The organism is Microbacterium sp. gxy059 (genome assembly GCF_050958665.1).
Classification (GTDB): domain Bacteria; phylum Actinomycetota; class Actinomycetes; order Actinomycetales; family Microbacteriaceae; genus Microbacterium.
This window is the reverse complement of the sequence record NZ_JAMXWT010000006.1, coordinates 39,670-64,608: the sequence shown is the minus strand read 5'-3', so window position 1 is coordinate 64,608 and position 24,939 is coordinate 39,670. Positions and strand designations below refer to the sequence as shown.

Annotated in this window: 21 protein-coding genes and 1 tRNA gene; 20 read left to right on the top strand and 2 right to left on the bottom strand. The window is 72.0% G+C overall.

The annotated features are described in order from the left end of the window. Positions 1 to 5 precede the first annotated feature (5 nt). A complete protein-coding gene (locus NHL53_RS05520; protein ID WP_433775849.1) occupies positions 6 to 1,547 on the bottom strand; it encodes a hypothetical protein in 1,542 nt (513 codons plus the stop codon). Positions 1,548 to 1,628: 81 nt separating this feature from the next. Here NHL53_RS05520 and rpe point away from each other — a divergent pair, with 81 nt between their 5' ends. The 16 genes from rpe (at position 1,629) to NHL53_RS05440 (ending at position 17,913) form a co-directional block, all read left to right on the top strand. Beyond that, complete coding sequence (rpe, locus tag NHL53_RS05515; RefSeq protein ID WP_433775848.1) at positions 1,629 to 2,339, top strand: ribulose-phosphate 3-epimerase; 711 nt, start codon at positions 1,629 to 1,631, stop codon at positions 2,337 to 2,339. Beyond that, complete coding sequence (locus NHL53_RS05510) at positions 2,336 to 2,599, top strand: phosphoribosyl-ATP diphosphatase (RefSeq protein WP_433775847.1); 264 nt, start codon at positions 2,336 to 2,338, stop codon at positions 2,597 to 2,599. Before rpe ends, NHL53_RS05510 begins: the two co-directional genes overlap by 4 nt. A 49-nt stretch (positions 2,600 to 2,648) precedes the next feature. Continuing rightward, positions 2,649 to 3,491 (top strand): ATP phosphoribosyltransferase, encoded by an 843-nt coding sequence (gene hisG / locus NHL53_RS05505; protein ID WP_433775846.1) that lies wholly within the window; start codon positions 2,649 to 2,651, stop codon positions 3,489 to 3,491. After that, entirely contained in the window at positions 3,478 to 4,257 is a 780-nt protein-coding gene (gene hisF / locus NHL53_RS05500) for an imidazole glycerol phosphate synthase subunit HisF (protein WP_433775845.1), read from the top strand. The genes hisG and hisF overlap by 14 nt, the downstream gene beginning before the upstream one ends. After that, positions 4,254 to 4,610 (top strand): phosphoribosyl-AMP cyclohydrolase, encoded by a 357-nt coding sequence (hisI, locus tag NHL53_RS05495; protein WP_433775844.1) that lies wholly within the window; start codon positions 4,254 to 4,256, stop codon positions 4,608 to 4,610. The genes hisF and hisI overlap by 4 nt, the downstream gene beginning before the upstream one ends. A 38-nt stretch (positions 4,611 to 4,648) precedes the next feature. Next, on the top strand, positions 4,649 to 5,212 hold the full coding sequence (locus NHL53_RS05490) for a Trp biosynthesis-associated membrane protein (protein ID WP_433775843.1): 564 nt from the start codon (positions 4,649 to 4,651) through the stop codon (positions 5,210 to 5,212). A gap of 80 nt (positions 5,213 to 5,292) precedes the next feature. After that, positions 5,293 to 5,523, top strand: a complete 231-nt coding sequence (locus tag NHL53_RS05485) for a DUF6704 family protein (protein ID WP_433775842.1) — start codon at positions 5,293 to 5,295, stop codon at positions 5,521 to 5,523. Then, positions 5,523 to 6,317, top strand: coding sequence for an indole-3-glycerol phosphate synthase TrpC (trpC, locus tag NHL53_RS05480; RefSeq protein ID WP_433775841.1), 795 nt, complete (start codon positions 5,523 to 5,525; stop codon positions 6,315 to 6,317). Before NHL53_RS05485 ends, trpC begins: the two co-directional genes overlap by 1 nt. After that, positions 6,314 to 7,528: a tryptophan synthase subunit beta gene (trpB, locus tag NHL53_RS05475; protein ID WP_433775840.1), complete on the top strand. Its 1,215-nt coding sequence runs from the start codon at positions 6,314 to 6,316 to the stop codon at positions 7,526 to 7,528. The genes trpC and trpB overlap by 4 nt, the downstream gene beginning before the upstream one ends. Then, entirely contained in the window at positions 7,525 to 8,319 is a 795-nt protein-coding gene (gene trpA, locus NHL53_RS05470; protein WP_433775839.1) for a tryptophan synthase subunit alpha, read from the top strand. The genes trpB and trpA overlap by 4 nt, the downstream gene beginning before the upstream one ends. A gap of 28 nt (positions 8,320 to 8,347) precedes the next feature. Further along, entirely contained in the window at positions 8,348 to 9,361 is a 1,014-nt protein-coding gene (gene lgt, locus NHL53_RS05465) for a prolipoprotein diacylglyceryl transferase (RefSeq protein ID WP_433775838.1), read from the top strand. 123 nt (positions 9,362 to 9,484) lie between these two features. Then, positions 9,485 to 14,050: a glutamate synthase large subunit gene (gene gltB, locus NHL53_RS05460; RefSeq protein WP_433775837.1), complete on the top strand. Its 4,566-nt coding sequence runs from the start codon at positions 9,485 to 9,487 to the stop codon at positions 14,048 to 14,050. Next, positions 14,043 to 15,500: a glutamate synthase subunit beta gene (locus tag NHL53_RS05455; RefSeq protein WP_433775836.1), complete on the top strand. Its 1,458-nt coding sequence runs from the start codon at positions 14,043 to 14,045 to the stop codon at positions 15,498 to 15,500. Before gltB ends, NHL53_RS05455 begins: the two co-directional genes overlap by 8 nt. Positions 15,501 to 15,652: 152 nt before the next feature. Further along, positions 15,653 to 17,095: a pyruvate kinase gene (pyk, locus tag NHL53_RS05450; protein ID WP_433775835.1), complete on the top strand. Its 1,443-nt coding sequence runs from the start codon at positions 15,653 to 15,655 to the stop codon at positions 17,093 to 17,095. A gap of 44 nt (positions 17,096 to 17,139) precedes the next feature. Beyond that, positions 17,140 to 17,222: transfer RNA gene (locus NHL53_RS05445), tRNA-Leu, on the top strand. Positions 17,223 to 17,289: 67 nt separating this feature from the next. Next, positions 17,290 to 17,913: an ANTAR domain-containing response regulator gene (locus NHL53_RS05440; RefSeq protein WP_433775834.1), complete on the top strand. Its 624-nt coding sequence runs from the start codon at positions 17,290 to 17,292 to the stop codon at positions 17,911 to 17,913. A 45-nt stretch (positions 17,914 to 17,958) separates the two neighbouring features. On the opposite strand, the gene NHL53_RS05435 is transcribed toward NHL53_RS05440, so the two are convergent. Continuing rightward, complete coding sequence (locus tag NHL53_RS05435) at positions 17,959 to 18,312, bottom strand: hotdog fold thioesterase (RefSeq protein ID WP_433775915.1); 354 nt, start codon at positions 18,310 to 18,312, stop codon at positions 17,959 to 17,961. 136 nt (positions 18,313 to 18,448) lie between these two features. Between NHL53_RS05435 and polA the strand changes: the two genes are divergently transcribed. From polA to NHL53_RS05415, 4 genes are read left to right on the top strand one after another with little or no spacing between them, the layout of a single operon-like run. Further along, positions 18,449 to 21,076 carry a DNA polymerase I gene (gene polA, locus NHL53_RS05430; RefSeq protein WP_433775833.1) on the top strand — a complete coding sequence of 876 codons (2,628 nt, stop codon included), beginning with the start codon at positions 18,449 to 18,451 and terminating at the stop codon, positions 21,074 to 21,076. Between the two features lie 21 nt (positions 21,077 to 21,097). After that, positions 21,098 to 22,756, top strand: coding sequence for a DUF885 domain-containing protein (locus NHL53_RS05425; protein WP_433775832.1), 1,659 nt, complete (start codon positions 21,098 to 21,100; stop codon positions 22,754 to 22,756). A 45-nt stretch (positions 22,757 to 22,801) separates the two neighbouring features. Continuing rightward, positions 22,802 to 24,139, top strand: a complete 1,338-nt coding sequence (locus tag NHL53_RS05420; RefSeq protein ID WP_433775831.1) for an MFS transporter — start codon at positions 22,802 to 22,804, stop codon at positions 24,137 to 24,139. A 34-nt stretch (positions 24,140 to 24,173) separates the two neighbouring features. Further along, complete coding sequence (locus NHL53_RS05415) at positions 24,174 to 24,932, top strand: SGNH/GDSL hydrolase family protein (RefSeq protein ID WP_433775830.1); 759 nt, start codon at positions 24,174 to 24,176, stop codon at positions 24,930 to 24,932. The last annotated feature ends 7 nt before the right edge of the window (positions 24,933 to 24,939 follow it).

Genomic DNA, 24,939 nt, shown 5'->3' with positions numbered 1-24,939 from the left:
CGCCGTCAGTACTGCCGCCAGGTGACGGCGGGCGTCTCGAGGTCGCGCAGGTCGACCGCGGGCTGGGCCGCGAACACGAAGGCCTCGCAGTCGACCTCCTCCGCGCCGTCGAGGCAGCGGGCGGAGACGGTCAGATGCACGCCGCGCGTGGCGCGGACGACGAGCGGGTCGTCGTAGGTGGGATCAGGCTCCGTCCCGTCGTCGTCCTGCTCGCCGCGCACCGTGCGGGTGACCGTGCCGTCGATCGGCTCGAGCCCGCCGAACCAGTCGGCGTCGACCGGGGCGCACGACGCATCGAGGTCGCGGGAGGCGAGGCAGGCGTCGAGCGAGCGGTCGACGGCGTCCGCGACGATGTCGAGGCCCTCGTCGGACAGCGCGGCCTCGTGGAAGACGCGCGCGGGATTCGGGATCGCGAGCCGATCGCCGGACAGCCGGTGCTGCTCGCCGTCCTCGCTGAACCAGGCGGGTTCGATGAGGTCGCTCGCCGTGTCGAGCGCGTACAGCCCGGGGAGCATCGGGTACCAGAGGTCGGGCTCGAGGGGGACGCCCTCGATCGTCAGGTCGAGCGCGGCGAGCTGCTCTCCGTAGCGGATCGAGAGCGACGACGGGCTGATGAGCCAGTCGCCGCCCGACCGCCAGAGGTCGAGCTGCGCCTCGTGGGTCTCGCCGCCCAGCGCCATGGCGACGTCGGCGACGGCGTGGGAGGAGTAGTCGGGGTCGAGCTCCACGGAGACGTCGGGGAAGCCCTCGAGCGGCGCGCGCTCGTGCGCCGCCTCGAAGACGGCCTCGTCGAGCAGCGCGTGGTCCTCGCCCGTGCCGGATTCGTCGAGCGACAGGTACGAGAGGGCCTCGTCCCTCTCGCCCTCCGCGACGGCGTCGAAGAAGCGCAGCACCGTCTCGGTCGCCGCCGTCTCCGCGGACGCGACCTCCTCCGGGTCGGGATCGTTCCGCGAGGATCCCCCGGAGGAGAAGATCGCCCCGGCCGAGATGAGGAGCACCGGGATGCCGATGACGGCCGCGACGACGCCCAGCGCGATCCGTCCCGCGCCCGAGGAGCCGGTCGTCGCGGGGGAGGGCGCAGGGGGAGGGACCGGCGGGATGGCGGGCGCCTTCTGGCGGGCTCGCTCCGGCGACGCGGCGGCGCCGACGGGCGGCGGCCCCGGCATCGCGGCGTCGGCCGGGGCGGGCGACGGGGCCGTCTCGGGCTCCGGCGGCGCGACGGGGCCCTGATCCTCCGGCTCCTCGCGTTCGGCGGCGGGGAGCGGCGCGGGCGGCGGGGCCTCGCCCCGCGGTTCGACGCGCTCCGGGGCCGTCCCCTCATCTCCGGGCGCCTCAGGATCCGCGGGGGAGTGCTCGGCGGGCGGTGCCGGCGAGGGGGCCGGAGCGTCCTCCGCCGGAGGGGAGGGGGCGGGGGCCCTCTCCGTCGACGCGCCCGGCTCGCCCTCGGCGTCGTCCGATCCGGCGTCGTCGTCGCGCTGCCACGGCATGCGGCGATCCCAGGCGTAGGCGTCTCGGTCGGAGCGCTTCCAGGGGAAGTCGTCGCTCATCGGTGGTGCCTCCCCGTCCTCTGCGAGCCCGACCCAGCGTATCCCGCCCGCAGAGCCGCCCGGTGCGGCGATAATGACGGGGTGAGCCTTCCCGACGCCCCGCGCATCAACCCGAGCATCCTGTCCGCCGACTTCGCGAACATGCAGCGCGACCTCGAGCGGATCGCCGCGGCCGACCTCGTGCACGTCGACGTCATGGACAACCACTTCGTGCCGAACCTCACGTTCGGGCCGCAGATGGTCGAGCGGATCCAGCAGACGAGTCCCGTCCCGCTCGACGTGCACCTCATGATCTCCGACCCGGATCGCTGGGCGCCGGGGTACGCCGAGATCGGGGCGGCCTCCGTGACGTTCCACGTCGAGGCGGCCGCCGACCCGGTCGGGGTCGCGCGTCGGCTGCGCGAGATCGGCTCCCGCGCGGGCGTCGCCGTGAAGCCCGACACGCCCGTCGAGCCTCTGCTCGATCACCTCGGCGAGTTCGACCAGGTGCTCGTGATGACGGTCGAGCCCGGCTTCGGGGGGCAGGCGTTCCGCCCCGAGACGCTGCCGAAGCTGCGGCTGCTCCGGCAGGAGGCCTCGCGCCGAGGAGCGGACGTGTGGCTGCAGGTCGACGGCGGCATCGCGCCGGGCACGATCGAGCAGGCCGCGGCGGCGGGAGCCGACACGTTCGTCGCCGGATCCGCGGTGTTCGGCGCGGACGACATCGAGGCGCGCATCGGCGAGCTCCGCGAACTCGCGCGGGCGCACGCGTGCGCCGATCGGTCCGCGGGAGCGAGTAGCCTGAACGGGTGAAATCGTTCGATGACCTGTTCGCCGAGCTGAGCGAGAAGGCCCAGACGCGCCCCGAGGGCTCCGGCACGGTTGCGGAGCTCGACCGCGGCGTGCACTTCATCGGGAAGAAGATCGTCGAGGAGGCCGCCGAGGTCTGGATGGCGTCGGAGTACGAGTCCGACGCCGAGGCGGCCGAGGAGATGTCGCAGCTGCTCTACCACCTGCAGGTGATGATGATCGCCAAGGGCCTCACCCTCGAAGACGTCTACCGACATCTCTGAGCCCGCGCCCGCCTCCCTCCCCATCGATCCAGGAAAGAACCCCTTCGCCGTGCTCCGTATCGCCATCCCCAACAAGGGATCCCTCTCCGAGACCGCCGTGCAGATGCTGAAGGAGGCGGGGTACGCGACCCGCCGCGACGCGAAGACGCTGCATCTGATCGACGAGGCGAACGGCGTCGAGTTCTTCTACCTCCGTCCCCGCGACATCGCGACCTACGTCGCGCGCGGCGCGCTCGACGTCGGCCTCACGGGGCGCGACCTCCTGCTCGACGTGCGGATGCCGGAGGCCAGGGAGATCGAGTCGCTCGGCTTCGGGAGCTCCACCTTCCGCTTCGCCGCGCCTCCCGGGCGCTTCTCGTCGCTCGCGGACCTCGACGGCGCGCGCATCGCCACCTCCTACACGGGACTCGTGGAGTCGTTCCTCGCCGAGCAGGGCATCTCCGTCGACGTCGTGCCGCTCAACGGCGCGGTGGAGTCGGCCGTCGAGCTCGGCATCGCCGACGCCGTCGCGGACGTCGTCGAGACGGGCACGACGCTCCGTCAGGCCGGCCTCGAGATCTTCGGCCCCGTGATGCTCGAGTCGGAGGCCGTGCTCATCGGGGGGCCGCGCGAGCCGGAGGGCCTCGAGAAGCTCCTCCGGCGCCTGCGCGGCGTGCTCGTCGCCCGGCGCTACGTGATGCTCGACTACGACCTTCCTGCCGAGGCACTGGACGCCGCGAGCGGCGTCGCCCAGGGGATCCAGTCGCCGACCGTGTCGCCGCTGCAGCGCGAGGGGTGGGTGGCCGTGCGCGTCATGGTGCCCCAGCGCGACGTGAACCGCATCATGGACGACCTGTACGCCCTCGGCGCCCGCGCCCTGCTCGTGACGGCGATCCACAATGCCCGCCTCTGACGCGGCGGGCGTCGCCACGCGCGTCATCCCCTGCCTCGACGTCTCGGACGGGCGCGTCGTCAAGGGCGTGAACTTCGAGAACCTCCGCGAGATGGGCGACCCGGTCGAGCTGGCTCGCGAGTACTTCGCGCAGGGCGCCGACGAGCTGACCTTCCTCGACGTGAGCGCCACGGTCGAGGAGCGCTCGACGATGTACGACGTGGTGCGCCGCACCGCCGAGCAGGTGTTCATCCCGCTGACCGTCGGCGGGGGAGTGCGCTCCGTCGACGACGTCGCGCGGCTGCAGGAGGTCGGCGCCGACAAGGTGGGCGTGAACTCCGCCGCGATCGCGCGACCCGACCTGCTGGACGAGATCGCCGACCGCTTCGGGGCGCAGGCCCTCGTGCTCTCGCTCGACATCCGCCGCTCGCCGGAGACGCCGAGCGGATTCGTCGTGACGACCCACGGCGGACGGCGCGCGACCGCTCTCGACGCGCTCGCCTGGGCGCGCGAGGCCATCGAGCGCGGCGCGGGGGAGCTGCTCGTCAACTCCATCGACGCCGACGGGACCAAGAGCGGCTTCGACCTCGAGCTCATCGAGCGCGTGCGCGCGCTCGCGACCGTCCCGGTGATCGCCTCAGGAGGGGCGGGCGAGGTGTCGCACTTCGCGCCCGCCGTGCGCGCCGGGGCCGACGCGGTGCTCGCGGCGACGGTGTTCCACTCCGGGCAGATGACGATCGGCGAGGTCAAGCGGGCCATGAGCTCAGAGGGGGTCGCGGTCCGATGAGCGACGACGTCCTGGACCGCATCGCCCAGGTGCGCTTCGACGCGCAGGGCCTCGTCCCCGCGATCGTCCAGCAGCACGACACGCGCGAGGTGCTCATGCTCGCGTGGATGGACAGGGAGGCGCTGCGCCGCACCCTCGTCGAGGGGCGCGTGACCTACTGGTCGCGCAGCCGCGGCGAGTACTGGCGCAAAGGCGACACGTCCGGGCACATCCAGCGGGTCCGCGGCGCGCGCATCGACTGCGACGCCGACGTCGTGCTGCTGTTCGTCGAGCAGACGGGCGCCGCGTGCCACACCGGGACCCGCACCTGCTTCGACGGCGACGAGCGCGACCTGAGGCCGGAGACGCCGTGACCGGCGGCTGGACCGTCCGCCGGGGTCGGTCGGCGAGCGTGTTGGCGATCATCGCGGGCGGCGCCCTCGCCCTCATCTCCTCGACGCAGACGTGGGCCGTCGCGCGGGTCGCCGGGGCGGACGTGCCCGCTCCCGGGTCGGAGGCGCTGTCGCTGCTGCAGCCGCTGAGCCTCGCCGCCCTGGCCCTGGCGCTCGCCCTGGCGCTCGCGGGCCGCGCGACCCGCGTCGTCCTCTCGATCCTCGCGATCGCGATCGGCGGCGGGCTCGTCGCGATCGCGGCGCCCGTCATCGCGGGAGACGGGCTTGCGGCCGTGCAGACCACCGTGACGGAGCACACGGGGCTCGCCGGGGAGGAGGCGCTCTCCGACCTCGTCGAGCGGGTGGCGCTCACCCCGTGGCCCGTGATCGCCGCCTGCTGCGGCGCGCTGGTCGTCGCCGGAGGCGTCCTCGCGCTCGCGACGGGGAGGCGGTGGCGCGACGGCGGCAGGCGGTACGGCGCGTCGACCCGCCGGGCGCAGACGGACGAGAGCGTCCCGCTCGACGCCGTCGACTCGTGGGACGAGCTCTCGCGAGGCGACGACCCGACCCGTCCGGACGCCTGACCCGCGGGGCGCCGCCAGGCCGGACCCGCACGCATCCCCTAGACTCGGATCAGCCCCTGCTTCACTCGAGGAGTTCCCCTATGACCAACCCCATCGGCGACCCCGGCCACGGACACTCGCCCGCCGCCTGGACCAGTGTGATCATCATGCTGATCGCGATCTCGATCGGAACGGTGGCGCTGTTCCTCGGCGAGATCTGGCTCGTCTGGGCCTCCGCCGGTCTCCTCGTGCTGGGCCCGATCCTCGGGTTCATCCTGTCGAAGGCCGGGTACGGCGTGAACGGGCCGAAGTACCAGCCCAAGGCGCACTGATGTCGCTCCTGGCCGACCTGACGGCGGGGGCGGTCGAGGACGCCGAGCGTCGGAGGGACGCCCGCCCGCTCGCGGATGTCGAGCGCGCGGCGGCCGAGCGCCCCGAGCCGCTCGACGCCGTCGCCGCCCTGCGCCGCGCCGAGACCGTGCGCGTCATCGCCGAGGTCAAGCGCGCGAGCCCCTCGCGCGGCGATCTCGCGGCGATCCCCGACCCCGCCCACCAGGCCGGCCTGTACGCGGAGGGCGGCGCGAGCGCGATCAGCGTGCTGACCGAGCAGCGCCGCTTCAAGGGATCGCTCGACGATCTCGCCGCTGTCGCGGAGCGCGTCGACGTGCCCGTGCTGCGCAAGGACTTCATCGCGACGCCGTACCAGGTGGCGGAGGCGCGCGCCGCGGGAGCCGATCTCGTGCTCCTCATCGTCGCGGGCCTCGAGCCGCGCGTCCTCGGCGAGCTGTTCGCGCTCATCGTCGATATGGGGATGACGCCGCTCGTCGAGGCGCATTCGCGCGACGAGGTGCGCATCGCCGCCGATCTCGGGGCGCCGCTCATCGGCGTCAACGCCCGCGATCTCACCGACTTCTCGCTCGACCGCGACCTGTTCGCCCGCCTCGCGGGGGAGATCCCCGACGGCACGGTGCGGATCGCGGAGTCGGCGGTGTTCGCCCCCGACGACGTCGTCCACTACCGGCGCTCGGGCGCCGACGCGGTGCTCATCGGGGAGGCGCTCGTGACGGGCGACCCGGTGGCGACGCTGCGCTCGTTCATCTCCGCGACCGAGGGGATCCCCGTATGACCCTGCGCGAGCAGCCCGGACCGTTCTTCGGCGACTTCGGCGGACGGTTCATGCCCGAGTCGCTCATCGCGGCGATCGACGAGCTGACGGCGGCGCACGCGGAGGCGATGGCCGATCCCGCCTTCCGCGCGGAGCTCGCCCAGCTGCTGACCGATTACGCGGGGCGCCCGTCGCCGCTCACCGAGGTGCCGCGCTTCGCGGAGCACGCCGGGGGAGCGCGCGTCTTCCTCAAGCGCGAGGATCTCAACCACACCGGCAGCCACAAGATCAACAACGTGCTCGGTCAGGCGCTCCTCACCCGTCGCCTGGGCAAGACGCGCGTGATCGCCGAGACGGGAGCGGGCCAGCACGGCGTCGCGACCGCGACCGCCGCCGCGCTGTTCGGCCTCGAGTGCACGATCTACATGGGGGAGGTCGACACGGAGCGCCAGGCGCTCAACGTCGCCCGCATGCGCCTCCTCGGCGCCGAGGTCGTGCCCGTGACCACCGGATCCCGCACGCTGAAGGACGCGATCAACGAGGCGTACCGCGACTGGGTCGCCTCGGTCGAGACCACGAACTACCTCTTCGGCACGGCGGCGGGGCCCCACCCGTTCCCGGCGATGGTGCGCGACTTCCAGAAGGTCATCTCGGAGGAGGCGCGCGGCCAGCTGCTCGACCGCGCCGGACGCCTGCCCGACGCGGTCCTCGCGTGCGTGGGCGGCGGATCGAACGCGATCGGCATGTTCGACGCCTTCATCGACGATCCCGGCGTCGCGCTGTACGGGGTGGAGGCCGCCGGCGACGGCGTCGACACCGACCGGCACGCCGCGTCGATCCAGCGAGGGCGCCCCGGCGTGCTGCACGGCGCGCGCACCTACGTGCTGATGGACGACGACGGGCAGACGATCGAGTCGCACTCGATCTCCGCGGGGCTCGACTACCCGGGCGTCGGCCCGGAGCACGCCTGGCTCGCGGCCACGGGTCGCGCGTCGTACATCCCGGCGACGGACGCCGAGGCGATGGAGGCGCTGCGCCTCCTCAGCCGCACGGAGGGCATCATCCCGGCGATCGAGTCGGCGCACGCCCTCGCGGGAGCGATGCGGGTCGGCCGCGAGCTCGGCCCCGACGCGGTCCTCGCCGTGTGCCTGTCCGGCCGCGGAGACAAGGACATGGACACCGCGGCCCGCTTCTTCGACCTGTACGACGAGCACGAGGGAGACGAGCGATGACATCGCCGGTCGAGCGCGCGATCGACCGCGCGAAGGCCGAGGGGCGCGGGGCGCTCGTCGGCTACCTGCCCGCGGGCTATCCGGACGTCGAGACGTCGATCGAGGCCATCGTGGCGCTCGCGGAGAACGGAGCGGACGTCATCGAGCTGGGCCCGCCCTACAGCGACCCGGTGATGGACGGCCCCGTCATCCAGGAGGCGACCTCCGCCGCCCTCGCGAACGGCTTCCGCACCCGCGACCTGTTCGACGTGATCCGCGAGGTGACGCGTCGCACCGACGTCCCGGTGCTCGTCATGACCTACTGGAACCTCGTCGTCCAGCACGGCGTCGACCGCTACGCGGACGATCTCGCCGCGGCAGGCGGCGCGGGGCTCATCACGCCCGACATCACGCCGGATGCCGCAGACGACTGGATCGCCGCCTCCGAGCGGGCCGGCCTCGACCGCGTGTTCCTCGCCGCGCCCACGTCGTCCGACGAGCGTCTCCGCCTCGTGGCGGAGACGTCCACGGGATTCGTCTACACGGTGTCGACGATGGGCATCACGGGCGAGCGCCAGGAGCTCGACCGGGCCGCCAGGGCGCTCACCGGACGACTGCGCGAGGCGGGCGCCGAGCGCGCCTGCGTCGGCATCGGCATCTCCACCGCCGAGCACGTGGCGAACGTCGTGTCCTACGCCGACGGCGCGATCGTCGGCACGGCCTTCGTGCGCGCGCTGCGCGGCGGAGGCGTCGAGGGCCTCGCGGCGAAGGTCCGCGAGCTCGCCGCCGGCACCCGCGCTCACCGATCCTGATCGCCGAAGGACGTACACTCACCTCATCATGCTGTCTTCCCCGTCGCTCGCGCCCGCGAGCATCCCCAGCCCTCCCGTGTCCTCCTGGACCTTCGGGAGCGAGTTCACGATCGGATCGCTCACGTTCGGTCCGTTCACGATCCACATCTACGCGCTGTGCATCCTGCTCGGCATGGTCGTCGCGACGATCATGACCCACCGTCGCCTCACGCGGCGCGGAGCGGAGCCGTGGATCGTCATCGACATCGGCGTGCCCGCCGTGATCCTCGCGTTCATCGGGGCCCGCGCGTTCCACGTCCTGACGCACTTCGACTTCTACTTCGCGGGCGACCGCGAATGGTGGAATCCCATGGTGCGCCACGCGATCTGGAACATCTGGGACGGCGGCATCGCCATCTTCGGCGCGCTCCTCGGCGGCGCCCTCGGCGCCTGGATCGGCTGCCGGTTCACGGGGATCCGCTTCACGACCTTCGCCGATGCGATCGCTCCCGGGCTGCTGCTCGCGCAGGCGCTCGGCCGGTTCGGCAACTGGTTCAACCAGGAGCTCTTCGGCCTGCCGACCGACCTGCCGTGGGGCCTCGAGATCGACTCCGACAACCCGGCGATCCCCGTCGGCCTGCCGGAGGGCACGCTGTTCCACCCGACGTTCCTCTACGAGGTGCTCTGGAACGGCCTCGGCGTGATCGTCCTGCTGTGGCTCGGACGCCGCGTCGGCATGCAGTGGGGGCGCCTCTTCGCGGTCTACCTCGTCTGGTACGGCGCGGGACGCGTGGTGTGGGAGTCGATCCGCATCGATCCGAGCGAGGTCATCCTCGGTCTGCGCACCAACGTCTGGGCGGCGATCGGCGCGGTCGTGCTCGGCATCGTGATCCTCGTCGTGCAGCGCAGGCACCAGGGACTGGAGCCCTCGCCGTATCGCCCTGGCCGCGTTCCGGAGGAGCTCGACGAGGCGTTACACTCGCAGAGCGACTTCGTGGACGTGAGCGACCCCGATACGTCCGCCGTCGCAGAAGAGCCGTCGCCACAAGCGTCGCAGCGATGACCTGATCGCTCTGCTGTCCCTTCGGAGGGGGCACGAGGTCGCCAGGCCCGCGCGAGACGGCTGTTCGCGCGGGCCGATGGCGTCCCGCCTCGTCAGTGACCCTCGAAGAAGGACAGCAACCAGATGTACTTCCAGCCCCCTTACGGCGCCAGCGGCGCCTATCCTCCGCAGCAGGGCATGTACAGCCCGCGTTTCGAGAAGGACGCGTGCGGCCTCGCGATGGTCGCCACGCTCCGCGGAGAAGCCGGGCACGACATCGTCGCCCTGGCGCTGGAGGCTCTGCGGAATCTGGAGCACCGGGGCGCCGTCGGTTCCGACGCCGGCACGGGAGACGGCGCCGGGATCCTCACCCAGATGCCCGACGCGTTCTTCCGCGCGGTGACGGACATCGATCTCCCGCCCGTCGGCCGCTATGCGGCCGGGGCGATCTTCCTCCCCACAGACCCCTCCGCCCGCGCGGAGCAGAAGGCCGGCGTCGCCCGCCTCGCGGCGCTCGAGAACCTGGAGGTCCTCGGCTGGCGCGACGTCCCCGTCGCCCCCGAGCACCTCGGTCGCCTCGCCCGCGACGCGCAGCCCGTCATCGAGCAGCTCTTCCTCGCCGGGCGAGCCGACGCGCCGCTCGAGGGCCTCGCGCTCGATCGCCGCGCGTATCGCCTGCGCAAGCGCGCGCAGCACGAGCTCGGCGCGTACATCGTGTCGCTCTCCAGCCGCACCCTCGGCTACAAGGGCATGGTCACGACGCTGCAGCTCGAGCCGTTCTACCTCGATCTGCAGGATCCGCGGTTCGCGACGGAGCTCGCGATCGTCCACTCGCGCTACTCGACCAACACCTTCCCCTCCTGGCCCCTCGCGCAGCCGCTGCGCCTCATGGCCCACAACGGCGAGATCAACACGATCGGCGGCAACCGCAACTGGATGCGCGCCCGGCAGTCGCAGCTCGAGAGCGAGCTGCTCGGCGACATCCGACCGCTGCTGCCCATCTGCTCCGACCACGAGAGCGACTCGGCGTCGTTCGACGAGACCCTCGAGCTGCTGACGCTCACCGGCCGGTCGCTGCCGCACGCGCTCCTGATGATGGTCCCGGAGGCGTACGAGACGAAGGACGACCTGGATCCGGATCTGCGGGCCTTCTACCGCTACCACGCGGGCCAGATGGAGCCGTGGGACGGGCCGGCGGCGATCCTCGCGACCGACGGCGCCCGCGTGTGCGCCACGCTCGACCGCAACGGACTGCGCCCCGGTCGCTGGACCGAGACGACCGACGGGCTCGTCGTCGTCGGATCCGAGACGGGCGTGCTCGACTTCGCCCCCGAGCGCATCGCGCGCCGCGGACGGCTGCAGCCCGGCACGATGTTCGTCGTCGACACGGCCGAGGGGCGGATCATCTCCGACGAGGAGATCAAGCGCGACCTCGCGACGCAGGAGCCGTGGCAGGAGTGGCTCGATCGCGGCACCGTGCGGCTGGCCGATCTGCCGGAGCGCGAGCACCTCCTGCACCCGGCCGCGTCGATCCGTCGGCGTCAGCGCACGTTCGGCTACACGGAGGAGGAGCTCAAGATCCTCCTCGCGCCGATGGGGCGCGCCGGGCAGGAGCCGATCGGCGCCATGGGATCCGACACCGCGATCGCCGTGCTGAGCGATCGCCCCCGTCTGCTGTTCGACTACTTCGTGCAGCGCTTCGCGCAGGTGACGAACCCGCCGCTCGACGCGATCCGCGAGGAGACGGTGACGACGCTCGCGCTGTCGCTCGGACCGTCGGGCAACCTCCTCAGCTGGGGGCCGGAGAACGCGCGCGGCGTCGGCCTCGACTTCCCGGTCATCGACAACGACGAGCTCGCGAAGATCCAGCACATCGGCCGGGCGCTGCCGGGCCGCGCGTCCGTCACGATCCACGGCCTCTACCGCGTCTCGGAGGGCGCGGACGGCATGCGCCGTCGCCTCGAGGAGATGTGCGCCGAGGCCGACCGCGCGATCGCCGAGGGCGCCGAGTTCCTCGTCATCAGTGACCGCGACTCGAACCAGGACCTCGCCCCGATCCCCACGCTCCTCGCGGTGGCGGCCGTGCACCACCACCTCATCCGGGCCGAGACGCGCATGCGCGTCGGGCTCGTGGTGGAGGCGGGCGACGTGCGCGAGGTGCACCACGTCGCCGTCCTCGTGGGATACGGCGCGAGCGCGGTCAACCCGTACCTCGCGATGGAGACGGTGGAGCACCTGGTGCGCAGCGGGACGTTGTCCGGGGTGACGCCGGAGCAGGCCGTCGCGAACCTCATCACCGCGCTCGGCAAGGGCGTGCTGAAGATCATGTCGAAGATCGGCATCTCGGCCGTGTCGTCCTACGCGGGCGCGCAGGTCTTCGAGGCGGTGGGGCTCGCGCCCGGCCTCGTCGAGGAGTTCTTCACGGGCACCGAGACGAAGATCGCCGGCGTCGGCCTCGACGTCATCGCCAGGGAGACCGCCGAACGCCACGCGTACGCGTACCCCGAGGACCGAGCGCCGCGCGCGCACGAGCGCCTCTGGACGGGCGGCGAGTACCAGTGGCGCCGCGACGGGTCGCCCCACCTCTTCTCGCCGGAGACGATCTTCCGCCTGCAGCACTCGACGCGCTCGCGGCGCTACGACATCTTCCGCGAGTACACCCGCGGCGTCGACGAGCAGGCGGAGCAGCTGAAGACGCTGCGCGGCCTGTTCCGCCTGCGCACCGACGAGCGGCCCCCCGTGCCGATCGACGAGGTGGAGCCGGTGTCGAGCATCGTCCGGCGCTTCTCGACGGGCGCGATGAGCTACGGCTCCATCTCGCGCGAGGCGCACGAGACGCTGGCGATCGCCATGAACCGGCTCGGCGCGAAGTCGAACACGGGGGAGGGCGGCGAGGACGTCGAGCGCCTCCTCGACCCCGAGCGCCGCAGCGCGATCAAGCAGGTCGCCTCCGGGCGCTTCGGCGTGACGAGCATGTACCTGTCGCACGCCGACGACCTCCAGATCAAGCTCGCGCAGGGCGCGAAGCCCGGGGAGGGCGGCCAGCTGCCGCCGGGCAAGGTCTACCCCTGGGTCGCGCGGACGCGGCACTCGACGCCGGGCGTCGGGCTCATCTCGCCGCCCCCGCACCACGACATCTACTCGATCGAGGACCTCAAGCAGCTCATCTTCGACCTGAAGCGGGCCAACCCTCGCGCCCGGGTCCACACGAAGCTCGTCAGCCAGTCGGGCATCGGCGCGGTCGCGGCGGGCGTCGCGAAGGCGCTGAGCGACGTGATCCTCATCTCGGGGCACGACGGCGGCACGGGCGCGAGCCCGCTGAACTCGCTGAAGCACGCCGGCACGCCCTGGGAGCTGGGGCTCGCCGAGACGCAGCAGACCCTCATGCTGAACGGGCTGCGCGACCGGGTCGTGCTGCAGGCCGACGGGCAGATGAAGACGGGGCGCGACGTGATCATCGCCGCGCTCCTCGGAGCCGAGGAGTTCGGCTTCGCGACGGCTCCGCTCGTGGTGGAGGGCTGCATCATGATGCGGGTCTGCCACCTCGACACCTGCCCCGTCGGCGTCGCCACGCAGAACCCGGTCCTGCGCTCGCGCTTCACGGGCAGGGCCGAGCACGTCATCACCTTCATGGAGTTCATCGCGCAGGAGGTGCGCGAGCACCTCGCCGCCCTCGGCTTCCGCTCGCTCGACGAGGCGATCGGCCGGGTGGACCTCCTCGACGTCGACCGCGCGATCCGGCACTGGAAGGCCGACGGCCTCGACCTGTCGCCGATCCTGCACGGCCCGAGCCTGCCGGACGTCGAGCCGCGTCGCTCGCGTCGCGCGCAGGATCACGAGCTCGACGCCCACATCGACCAGACGCTCATCGCCAGGGCGCAGGACGTCATCGCCTCGGGCGGCGAGGTGCGGATCGCGCTGCCCATCCGCAACACCGACCGCGCGATCGGCACGATGCTCGGCAACAGAGTGACGCTCGAGCACGGCGAGCACGGGATGCCCTCCGGGTCGATCCGCGTCGACCTGACGGGATCCGCCGGGCAGTCGCTGGGCGCGTTCCTGCCGAGCGGCATCTCGATCCGCCTGTCCGGTGACGCCAACGACTACGTCGGCAAGGGCCTGTCCGGCGGCGAGATCGTCGTCCGGCCGCCCCTTGGCGCCGCGTTCGCGGCCTCCGAGAACGTCATCGCCGGCAACGTCATCGGCTACGGCGCGACGCAGGGGGCGATGTTCCTCTCGGGCGTCGTGGGGGAGCGCTTCCTCGTCCGGAACTCCGGCGCGACGGCCGTCGTGGAGGGCGTGGGCGACCACGCGCTCGAGTACATGACGGGCGGCCTCGCCGTCATCCTCGGCCGCACCGGCCGCAACCTCGGCGCCGGCATGTCGGGCGGCACGGCGTACGTGCGCGACCTTGACACCGCCCAGGTGAACGCGCGCGCCCTCGCCCTGGGCGAGCTCGTGCTGTCCCCGCTGGAGTCGGCGGATCGCGAGATCCTGCGCGACCTCCTCGTCCGGCACGCGCAGGAGACGGGCTCCGATCTCGCCCAGCGCCTGCTGGACGACTTCGAGACGGAGGCGGATCGGTTCGTGCGGGTCGTCCCACGCGACTATGCCGCCGTCCTCGAGACCCGTGACGAGGCGATCGCCGAGGGGCTGGACCCCGACGGCGACGTCGTATGGAACCGCATCCTGGAGGTGACCCGTGGCTGACCCGCAGGGATTCCTGAAGGTGACGGAGCGCGAGCTGCCGCCGCGTCGCCCCGTCCCCGTCCGCATCCTCGACTGGAAGGAGGTGCAGGACAAGGGCGATCGCGCCGTCCTGAACCGCCAGGCCGGTCGCTGCATGGACTGCGGCGTGCCGTTCTGCCACCAGGGGTGCCCGCTCGGCAACCTCATCCCCGAGTGGAACGACCTCACGTGGCGGGGGGAGGACCGCGCGGCGATCGAGCGCCTGCACGCGACGAACAACTTCCCGGAGTTCACGGGACGCCTGTGCCCTGCCCCGTGCGAGAGCGCCTGCGTGCTCGGCATCAACCAGCCGGCTGTGACGATCAAGCAGGTCGAGGTGTCGATCATCGACGAGGCGTTCGCCCACGGGTGGGTCGAGCCGCAGCCGCCGTCGCGTCTCACGGGGCGCACGGTCGCGGTCGTCGGCTCCGGGCCCGCGGGCCTCGCCGCCGCCCAGCAGCTCACGCGCGCCGGCCACACGGTCGCCGTGTACGAGCGCGACGACCGGATCGGCGGTCTGATGCGCTACGGGATCCCCGACTTCAAGATGGAGAAGGGCCACCTCGAGCGGCGGCTCAACCAGATGCGCGAGGAGGGCACCCGCTTCCGCGTCGGCGTCGAGATCGGGGTCGACGAGACGTGGGACGAGCTGCGCGCCCGGTACGACGCGATCGTCGTCGCGACCGGCGCGACCGTGCCCCGCGAGCTGGCGCTCCCCGGCCGCGACCTCGAGGGCGTGCACGTGGCGATGGACTACCTCGTGCGCTCCAACCGCCAGGTCGCGGGCGACGACGTCCGGGAGCCGATCTCCGCCGAGGGGCGCCACGTCGTCGTCATCGGCGGCGGCGACACGGGCGCCGACTGCATCGGGACGGCCCACCGCCAGGGGGCGCTGAGCGTCACCAACCTGGCGATCGGACGGCGTCCCGCCGACGCCCGCCCCGACCACCAGCCCTGGCCGATGACGCCGACGGTGTTCGAGGTCTCGAGCGCGCACGAGGAGGGCGGAGAGCGCCAGTTCCTCGCGTCGACGGTCGAGTTCCTGGGCGACGAGAGCGGGCAGGTGCGCGCGCTCCGCGTCGCCGAGACGGAGTACGTCGACGGCGGCCGCGTGCCGAAGAGCGGGACCGAGCGGGAGATCCCCGCGGATCTCGTGCTCATCGCGATGGGCTTCACCGGGCCCGAGCAGGAGCACCTGGCCGGTCAGCTCGGCACGCGCTTCACCGGCCGCGGAGCGGTCGAGCGCGACGACGCCTATGCGACGAGCACGCCGGGCGTGTTCGTCGCGGGCGACGCCGGGCGCGGCCAGTCGCTCATCGTCTGGGCGATCGCGGAGGGCCGCGCGGCGGCCGCCGAGGTGGATCGCTTCCTCATGGGCGAGACCGCCCTCCCGCGTCCGGTCGCTCCGACCGACGCGCCCATCGGGCTCTGAGTCCGTCACATCGGGGCCCCGAATGCGCGTAGGCTGAGACACGCGCCGGGGCCCCGATCCCGCTTGTACGTGCGGTACGACGCGATCGGACCGTGCGCGAACCTCGACAGCCAACGGGCGCTGATGCGCCCAGCAGTGCGGAAGGCGATTCTGTGAGACGAGCCAAGATCGTCGCGACCCTCGGGCCGGCGACCTCGACCAAGGAGACCGTCAGGGAGCTCATCGACGCGGGGCTCGACGTAGCCCGGCTGAACATGAGCCACGGCGACCACTCCGTCCACGACGACAACTTCGCGAACGTCCGCGGAGCGGCGGAGGAGGCGGGGCGCCCGGTCGCGATCCTCGCCGACCTGCAGGGGCCGAAGATCCGCCTCGGCCGGTTCGCCGACGGCCCCCACGACCTCGCGCCCGGCGACATCTTCACCATCACCACGGAGGACGTGGAGGGCACCAAGGAGCTCGTCGGCACGACGTTCTCGGGCCTCGCGAAGGACGTCAAGGCGGGCGACTTCCTCCTCATCGACGACGGCAAGGTGCGCGTGAAGGTCCTCGAGACCGACGGGGTGAAGGTCACGACGGAGGTCATCGTCGGCGGCCCCGTCAGCAACAACAAGGGCATCAACCTGCCCGGCGTCGCGGTCAACGTCCCCGCCCTCAGCGAGAAGGACGAGGACGACCTCCGCTGGGCGCTGCGCAAGGGCGCCGACATCATCGCGCTGTCCTTCGTGCGCAGCGCGAAGGACGTCCAGCGGGCCCACGTGATCATGGCGGAGGAGGGGCGCCGCGTCCCGATCATCGCGAAGATCGAGAAGCCGCAGGCGGTCGACGTCCTCGAGGAGATCGTCGAGGCGTTCGACGGCATCATGGTCGCCCGCGGCGACCTCGGCGTCGAGCTGCCGCTCGAGGCCGTGCCGATCGTGCAGAAGCGGGCGATCTCGATCGCGCGCCGTCTCGCGAAGCCGGTCATCGTCGCGACGCAGATGCTCGAGTCGATGATCCAGAACCCGGTCCCGACGCGCGCGGAGACGAGCGACGTCGCGAACGCCGTCCTCGACGGCGCCGACGCGGTCATGCTCTCGGGCGAGACCAGCGTGGGCGAGTACCCGGTCGTCACGGTGCAGACGATGGCCCGCATCGTGGCCTCGACCGAGGACCACGGCCTGGAGCGCATCGAGACGCTGGCGACGAAGCCCCGCACGCAGGGCGGGGCGATCACGCTCGCCGCCGTCGAGGTGGCCGACTTCGTCGACGCGAAGCTCCTCTGCATCTTCACGCAGACGGGCGACTCGGCGCGCCGCATGTCGCGCCTGCGCTCCTCGCGCCCGATGATCGCCTTCACCCTCGCGGAGGAGACCCGGCGTCGCATGCAGCTGACCTGGGGCATCCGCTCGGCCATCGTCGACCCGGTCGAGCACACCGACCGCATGTTCCTCCAGGTCGACGAGTACCTGCTCGCCAACGAGCTGGCCCGCGTCGGCGACAAGGTGATCGTCATCTCCGGATCCCCTCCCGGGATCGCGGGCTCGACGAACGATCTGCGCGTGCACCGCGTGGGCGACGCGCTGCACGGCGCGGCCCCCGCGTATCAGGCCTGATAGCGTGCGAGCCAGGGCGTCGGTCTTCTGACCGGCGCCCTTCGGCCGGTGTGGCGGAACGGTAGACGCGGCGCACTCAAAATGCGCTGTCCGCGAGGGCGTATGGGTTCGAGTCCCATCACCGGCACGATCGTGATCCTCCCCCGTCGGCTTTCCGGAAAGTCGTCAGGGTCGGGGAGGGTCGGAGTCCTAGGATGGGGAACGTGAGCGAAGAGCAGAACGACCAGAACGCGCCCGCGCCGCGCCGCGTCGTGGTGGCAGAGGACGAGTCGCTGATCCGTCTCGACATCGTCGAGATCCTCCGCGACAACGGATACGACGTCGTCGGCGAGGCGGGTGACGGCGAGACCGCCGTGCAGCTCGCTACCGAGCTGCGTCCCGACCTCGTCGTGATGGACGTCAAGATGCCGCAGCTCGACGGCATCACCGCGGCGGAGCGCCTGAGCAAGGACAACATCGCCCCCGTCGTGCTCCTGACCGCGTTCAGCCAGAAGGAGCTCGTCGAGCGGGCGAGCGAGGCCGGCGCGCTGGCCTACGTCGTCAAGCCGTTCACGCCGAACGACCTGCTGCCGGCGATCGAGATCGCGCTGGCGCGCCACGAGCAGATCATCACGCTCGAGGCCGAGGTGGCCGACATGGTCGAGCGCTTCGAGACCCGCAAGCTGGTCGACAGGGCCAAGGGCCTCCTCAACGAGAAGATGGGGCTCAGCGAGCCGGAGGCGTTCCGCTGGATCCAGAAGGCGTCGATGGATCGTCGCCTCACGATGCAGGACGTCGCCAAGGCGATCATCGAGCAGATCTCTCCGAAGAAGGACTGACCTCCCGGCGGATCCTCCCTCGCCGACGCGGACGCGCCGGGGCTGTCACAGCCCCGGCGCGTCTTTGATGAGGTTGGTGATCCGCACGGTGGAGCAGCGGCGCCCCGCCTCGTTCTCGATCGCGATCTCGTGCACCGTGAGGGTGCGGCCGAGGTGGACGGGCGTGCAGACGCCGGTGACCACGCCGGAGGTGGCGGACGCCGTGTGCGTCGCGTTGATGTCGACGCCGACGGCGAGACGCCCGGGGCCGGCCACGAGGTTGGCGGACATCGAGCCGAGGGACTCGCCCAGGACGACGTAGGCGCCGCCGTGCAGCAGGCCGACCGGCTGCGTGTTGCCCTCGACGGGCATCGTCGCCACGGACCGATCGACGCCGAACTCGACGATCCGGATGCCCATCCGGTCGGCGAGCGCTCCCAGGCCGCGCGAGCGCACCCACGCGAGTCCGTCGATCGTTCGGGGGTCGTACGCGGTCACGCGGGGCTCCTTCGGCGTCGGTGGTTCGTTTGTCACCGGACCGCCATAGGGTGGAGGAGTGACAGACCCCACGAAGCCTACTCTGCTCGTCGTCGACGGACATTCGCTCGCATTCCGGGCCTTCTTCGCCCTGCCGGTCGACTCCTTCCAGAACAAGGAGGGGCAGCACACCAACGGCATCCACGGATTCCTGTCGATGTTCATCAACCTGCTCAAGAACGAGCAGCCCACGCACGTGGCGGTGGCCTTCGACGTGTCCGACAAGACGTTCCGCAAGGAGGAGTACCCCGATTACAAGGAGGGGCGCCAAGAGACGCCCGCCGAGTTCAAGGGGCAGATCCCGCTGCTCAAGCAGTGCCTCGAGGCGATGAGCATCACGGTGCTCGAGAAGGACGGGTTCGAGGCCGACGACATCCTCGCCACGCTCGCGCGCCGAGGCGCGGAGGCCGGATATCGCGTGCTCGTCTGCTCGGGCGACCGCGACGCGATCCAGCTCGTCACCGACGACGTGACCCTCCTGTACCCGTCTGTGCAGGGCGTCTCGAAGCTCAAGCGGTACGACCCCCCGGCGGTCGAGGAGCGCTACGGGGTCCCTCCCGAGCAGTACCCCGACATCGCGGCGCTCGTCGGCGAGAAGGCCGACAACCTCCCCGGCGTGCCGAAGGTGGGGGAGAAGACCGCGGTGAAGTGGCTGAACCAGTTCGGCTCGCTCGACGCGATCCTCGACGGCGCCGACGGCATCAAGGGCGTCGTGGGCGGCAACCTGCGCGAGCACATCGACGACGTGCGCCGCAACCGCCGCCTCAACCGGCTGCTCGACGACCTCGAGCTCCCCGTCGGGCTCGACGACCTCGAGACCCGGCCCGCCGACGAGCGCGCCGTGCGCGACATCTTCTCGACGCTCGAGTTCCGCAAGCTCCTCGAGCGCGTCCTCCAGGCCACGGGCGGCTCCGTGTCCGAGGAGGCGGCGGAGCCGCAGGTCGAGGCGCCGGCCATCGTGGAGCTGGACGCCGAGGCGCTCGCGGGCTGGTTCGTCGATCCCGAGCGGCCCGTGGGCGTGACGGTCGTCGTCGACGACGGCCTGCCCTCGCGTCTCGGCCTCGCGACGTCCGACGCGGCCGTCGAGGCGGCCTGGAGCGACGACGTGCGCGATGCCGTCGCGTCCTGGTTCGCCTCGGACGCGCCGAAGGTGATGTGCGACGCGAAGACGCAGGTCAAGGCGCTGAGGCGGGCGGGCCTCGAGGTCCGCGGCCTCGCCAACGACGCGCTCATCGCCGGATGGGTCGCGCGGCCGTCCTTCCCGGACAAGACGCTGGCGCACCTGGTCGATCGCTACCTCGGCGAGACGCTGCCGGAGGCCGATCCGAACCAGCTCGTGCCCGAGAACGACGGCGCGACGCCCGGACAGCTCAGCTGGTACGCGCTCCGGGCCGGGGAGGCGGTGGTCGAGGAGCTCCCCAACCGCGCGCGCGAGGTCCTCTTCGAGATCGAGATGCCGACGCTCCTCGCCCTCGCCGACATGGAGATCGCGGGCGTGGCGGTCTCCCACGACAAGCTCTCGACGTTCTCCGCAGAGCTGGGAGAGCGCGCCGCCGACATCGCGCAGCGTGCGTACGCCGAGATCGGGCGCGAGGTCAACCTCGGCTCGCCCAAGCAGCTGCAGCAGGTGCTCTTCGAGGAGCTCGAGCTGCCGAAGACGCGCAAGACCAAGACCGGATACACGACCGACGCGAGCGCGCTCGGCGACCTGCAGGCGAAGACGGGGCACCCGTTCCTCGGGCAGCTGCTCGCGCACCGCGAGGCGACCAAGCTCAAGCAGATCATCGACGGACTCGACGCGGCGATCGGCGACGACGGGCGCGTGCACACGACCTACCTCCAGACGGGCAGCCAGACCGGCCGGCTCTCGAGCACCGACCCGAACCTGCAGAACATCCCCGTGCGCTCCGAGGAGTCCCGCCGCATCCGCGCCGCGTTCGAGGTGGGCGAGGGGTACGAGACCCTCCTCACCGCCGACTACTCGCAGATCGAGATGCGCATCATGGCGCACCTCTCGGGAGATCCGAGCCTCATCGCCGCGTTCAACGCGGGTGAGGACCTCCACCGCTACGTCGGAGCGCAGGTGTTCGGCGTCGCTCCGGAGGACGTCACGGGCGACATGCGCAGCAAGGTGAAGGCCATGTCGTACGGGCTCGTCTACGGGCTGTCGGCCTTCGGCCTGGCGAAGCAGCTCGGCATCGAGCAGAAGGAGGCCAAGCAGCTCATGCTCGGCTACTTCGAGCGCTTCGGGGCCGTGCGCGACTACCTGCGAGGCTCCGTCGAGAAGGCGAGGGAAGACGGCTACACCGAGACGATCTTCGGCCGTCGTCGCCCGTTCCCGGATCTCTCGAGCCCCAACCGCGTGCTGCGCGAGAACGCCGAGCGCGCCGCGCTCAACGCCCCGATCCAGGGCAGTGCCGCCGACATCATGAAGATCGCGCTGTTCGGGATCGGCGACGACCTGCGCGACCTGCGCTCGCGCCTGCTGCTGCAGATCCACGACGAGGTCGTCGTCGAGGTCGCCGCCGGGGAGTGGGACGACGTGGAGCGCATCGTGTGCGACCGAATGTCCTCGGCCGCCGAGCTCAGCGTGCCCCTCTCGGTCCAGGTCGGCCACGGCGCCGACTGGAACGAGGCCGCTCACTGACCCGGTAGCGTGGAGCACCGCATGGATGAGAACACGAGAGAACCGTCCCTGATCGACCGCATCGCGGAGGAGTGGGTGGACGCGAGCGTCGCGCTCGATCCCACGCTCGGCACCTATCTCGGTCGCCGCGAGGCGAACGACCGCTACGGCGACTACAGCCCGGCCGGCGCGGAGGCCGCGGCGTCCGCTGCGCGCGCGGCGCTCGCCCGTCTCGAGGCCGCCGACCCGGTCGACGACGTCGACCGGGTCACCCAGGCCGACCTCGCCGCCTCTCTGCGGCTCGACATCGAGCTGCACGAGTCGCGCTGGCACCTGCGCGACCTCAACGTGCTCGAGAGCCCGTCCCAGCAGATCCGTCAGGCGTACGACCTCATGCCGCGGGAGACCCCCGACGACTGGCACGACGTCGCGCGGCGTCTCTCCCTCGTCCCCGACGCGATCGACGGCTACATCGAGACGCTGCGGGAGGGCATCCACCAGGGCGTGGCGCCCGCCGTGCGGCAGGTGCGGGAGGTCGCCGACCAGGTGCGCGGGCACGCGCTGCCCGGGGGATTCTTCGACCAGCTCGTCGGTGACGCCGACGTGTCCGCCTCGCTGACCTCCGATCTCGCCTCCGGAGCGGACGCGGCGCGCTCGGCGTACGGCCGTCTCGCGCGCTTCCTCGACGGGGTGCTGGCGCCCCGCGCGGGAGAGGACGACGCGGTGGGCCGCGAGCTGTACGCGCTGCACTCCCGCCGCTTCCTCGGCGCCGAGATCGACCTCGACGAGACCTACGACTGGGGCCTCGAGGAGCTCTCGCGCATGACGCGCGAGCAGGAGGCGCTGGCCAGGGAGATCCTGCCCGGCGCGACCGTCGAGGAGGCGGTCGCCTTCCTCGAGCGCGACCCCGCCCGGAAGCTCGCGGGCACCGAGGCGCTGCGCGAATGGATGCAGAAGACCGCCGACCAGGCGGTCGAGGAGCTCGGAGAGACGCACTTCGACATCCCCGAGCCGGTGCGCCGCATCGAGTGCATGATCGCGCCGACCACGTCGGGGGAGATCTACTACACGGCGCCCAGCGACGACTTCTCGCGGCCGGGCCGCATGTGGTGGTCCGTTCCGGAGGGCGTGACCTCGTTCGACACGTGGCGCGAGCTGACGACGGTCTATCACGAGGGCGTCCCGGGGCATCACCTGCAGATCGGCCAGGCCGTGCACAACCGCGGACAGCTGAACAGCTGGCGGCGCCTTCTCGCGGGCTCGTCTGGCCATGCGGAGGGGTGGGCGCTGTACGCGGAGCGCCTCATGGAGCAGCTCGGCTACCTCGAGGACCCCGCCGCCCGGTTCGGCATGCTCGACGCGCAGCGCATGCGCGCCGCGCGCGTCGTCCTCGACATCGGCGTGCACCTCGGCAAGCGGCGTCCCGACAGCTATCAGAGGTGGGATGCCGACTACGCGCTCGACTTCATGCGCCGCAACGTCAACATGGCCGACGAGTTCGTGCGCTTCGAGGTGAACCGCTACCTCGGCTGGCCGGGTCAGGCGCCGTCGTACAAGGTGGGGCAGCGCATCTGGGAGGAGGTCCGCGACGCGTGCCGAGAGCGCGAGGGAGAGCGCTTCTCGATGAAGGCCTTCCACCGACGCGCGCTCGATCTCGGCGGCGTCGGGCTCGACACCCTGCGTGCGGCGCTCGTCGGCTAGCGCCGCCGATTTCACTTAAGGTCACTTCGACACTAACCTGTCGCTGTGACCTCCCTCCGTGAACCCACGACCTCCCCCTCGTCGCGTCTCGACCGGCTGCGCTTCAACCGCGAGCACGGCCGCGTCCTCACGGGCTCCGGCGTCGGCTGGGCGCTCGACGCGATGGACGTGGGGCTCATCTCGTTCATCATCGCCGCACTGGCCGTCGAGTGGGGCCTCGCCCCGCACGAGACGGGGTGGATCACGTCGGTGGGCTTCATCGGGATGGCGATCGGGGCGAGCCTCGGTGGGCTGCTCGCCGATCGCCTGGGGCGCCGCCAGGTGTTCGCGATCACGCTGCTCGTCTACGGCGTCGCCACGGGCGCGAGCGCCCTGGTCGGGGGAGTGGGCGCGCTGCTCGTGCTGCGCTTCCTCGTGGGCCTGGGGCTCGGCTCGGAGCTGCCGGTCGCGTCGACCTACGTGAGCGAGTTCGCGCCCGCGCGGATCCGCGGTCGGCTCGTCGTCATCCTCGAGGCGTTCTGGGCGGTGGGATGGACGGCGTCGGCCGTGATCGGCTATTTCGTCGTGCCGCTCGAGAACGGATGGCGCTGGGCGTTCGCGCTCGGCGCGATCCCGGCCGCCTACGCGCTCGTGGTGCGCTGGGGCCTGCCGGAATCGGCTCGCTGGCTGGAGCGCCGCGGCCGCATCGCGGAGGCGGACGCGGTCGTGCGCCGCTTCGAGGATGCGGCGCCCATCGACGCGGCCCCGGTCGCCGAACCGGAGCCCGAGGAGGCGCCCGCGTCGACGGCGACGGGATTCCGCGCGCTCTTCGCCGGCGGGATGGCGCGGCGCACCGGCGCGCTGTGGCTGGTGTGGTTCTGCGTGAACTTCTCGTACTACGGCGCGTTCATCTGGATCCCGACGATCCTCGTCAGCCGCGGCTTCGACCTCGTCACGTCGTTCGGCTACACGCTCATCATCACGCTCGCCCAGCTGCCCGGCTACGCGGTGGCCGCGTGGCTGATCGAGACGTGGGGGCGCCGCGCGACGCTCTCCGCGTTCCTCGTGGGGTCGGCCCTCTCGGCGGTGCTGTTCGGCACGGCGGGGGAGGTGTGGCAGATCCTCCTGTTCGGATGCCTGCTGTCGTTCTTCAACCTCGGCGCGTGGGGCGCGCTCTACGCCGTGAGCCCCGAGACGTATCCGACGCGGGTCCGCGCGACGGGCGCCGGCTGGGCGGCGGGCGTGGGGCGGATCGCCTCGATCCTCGCTCCGCTGTTCACGCCGTGGGCGCTGCAGATCGGCGGCCCGCCGCTGGTGTTCGTCGTGTTCGCGGCGTTCTTCGCGATCGCCGCGGCGGGCGCGTGGCTGCTGCCCGATCTGAAGGGGCGCGCCCTCGCGTCCTGAGGCCGCATCCCGGCGACCTTCGTAGACTGGGGCGATGACTGACGTGCGCTTCGTCGCGATCGGAGACTCGTTCACGGAGGGCGTCGGCGACGAGCGCCCGGACGGCACGCCCCGCGGGTGGGCGGATCTCGCCGCGGAGGGATGGGCCTCCGCGCGCGGCGAGGCGATCTCGTACGCGAACCTCGCGATCCGCGGGCGCCTGGCGTGGCCGGTCGTCGAGGAGCAGCTCGAGCCCGCGCTGGCGCTGGGCCCCACGCACCTGTCGTTCAACGGCGGGGGCAACGACATGCTCCGGCCGGGCACGTCGCCCGAGCGCATCGTCGACGCGTTCGTCAAGGTCGTGCGCCGCTGTCGCGAGGAGGGCGTCGTCCCGGTGCTCCTCTCCGGGGCGGATCCGTCGGCCGGGCTCCCGATGGGGCGGATGATCCGCCGCCGCGGCGACGACCTGAGCGCGGCGGTCACGGCACGGCTGCGCGGGGACGCGGACATCGTCTGGGCGCTCAACTGGCCGGATCCGCTGCTGCGCGACCCGGCGTTCTGGTCGCCGGATCGCCTGCACATGAACGCCCGCGGCCACCACCGCGTCGCCGCGCGCGTGCTCGATGCGCTCGGCGTCGAGCCGCCGGAGGAGTGGTGGTCGCTGTCCGAGCCGGCGGCGGCGCACCTGGGCACGCGCGACTACTACCGCGCGCACGTGGCCCCCTGGGTGAGGCGCCGCCTCACCGGCCGCTCGTCCGGCGACGGCCGACGCCCGAAGATCGCCGACTGGGCGCGGGTCGACCCCACCCCCTGATCTATGC

Coding starts and splice junctions, on each gene's coding strand:
- NHL53_RS05520 (WP_433775849.1), bottom strand. CDS start 1,547: ATGAGCGACGACTTCCCCTGGAAGCGCTCCGACCGAGACGCCTACGCC.
- hisF (WP_433775845.1), top strand. CDS start 3,478: ATGCCCGCCTCTGACGCGGCGGGCGTCGCCACGCGCGTCATCCCCTGC.
- hisI (WP_433775844.1), top strand. CDS start 4,254: ATGAGCGACGACGTCCTGGACCGCATCGCCCAGGTGCGCTTCGACGCG.
- NHL53_RS05485 (WP_433775842.1), top strand. CDS start 5,293: ATGACCAACCCCATCGGCGACCCCGGCCACGGACACTCGCCCGCCGCC.
- trpC (WP_433775841.1), top strand. CDS start 5,523: ATGTCGCTCCTGGCCGACCTGACGGCGGGGGCGGTCGAGGACGCCGAG.
- trpB (WP_433775840.1), top strand. CDS start 6,314: ATGACCCTGCGCGAGCAGCCCGGACCGTTCTTCGGCGACTTCGGCGGA.
- trpA (WP_433775839.1), top strand. CDS start 7,525: ATGACATCGCCGGTCGAGCGCGCGATCGACCGCGCGAAGGCCGAGGGG.
- lgt (WP_433775838.1), top strand. CDS start 8,348: ATGCTGTCTTCCCCGTCGCTCGCGCCCGCGAGCATCCCCAGCCCTCCC.
- gltB (WP_433775837.1), top strand. CDS start 9,485: ATGTACTTCCAGCCCCCTTACGGCGCCAGCGGCGCCTATCCTCCGCAG.
- NHL53_RS05440 (WP_433775834.1), top strand. CDS start 17,290: ATGGGGAACGTGAGCGAAGAGCAGAACGACCAGAACGCGCCCGCGCCG.
- NHL53_RS05435 (WP_433775915.1), bottom strand. CDS start 18,312: ATGGGCATCCGGATCGTCGAGTTCGGCGTCGATCGGTCCGTGGCGACG.
- NHL53_RS05425 (WP_433775832.1), top strand. CDS start 21,098: ATGGATGAGAACACGAGAGAACCGTCCCTGATCGACCGCATCGCGGAG.
- NHL53_RS05415 (WP_433775830.1), top strand. CDS start 24,174: ATGACTGACGTGCGCTTCGTCGCGATCGGAGACTCGTTCACGGAGGGC.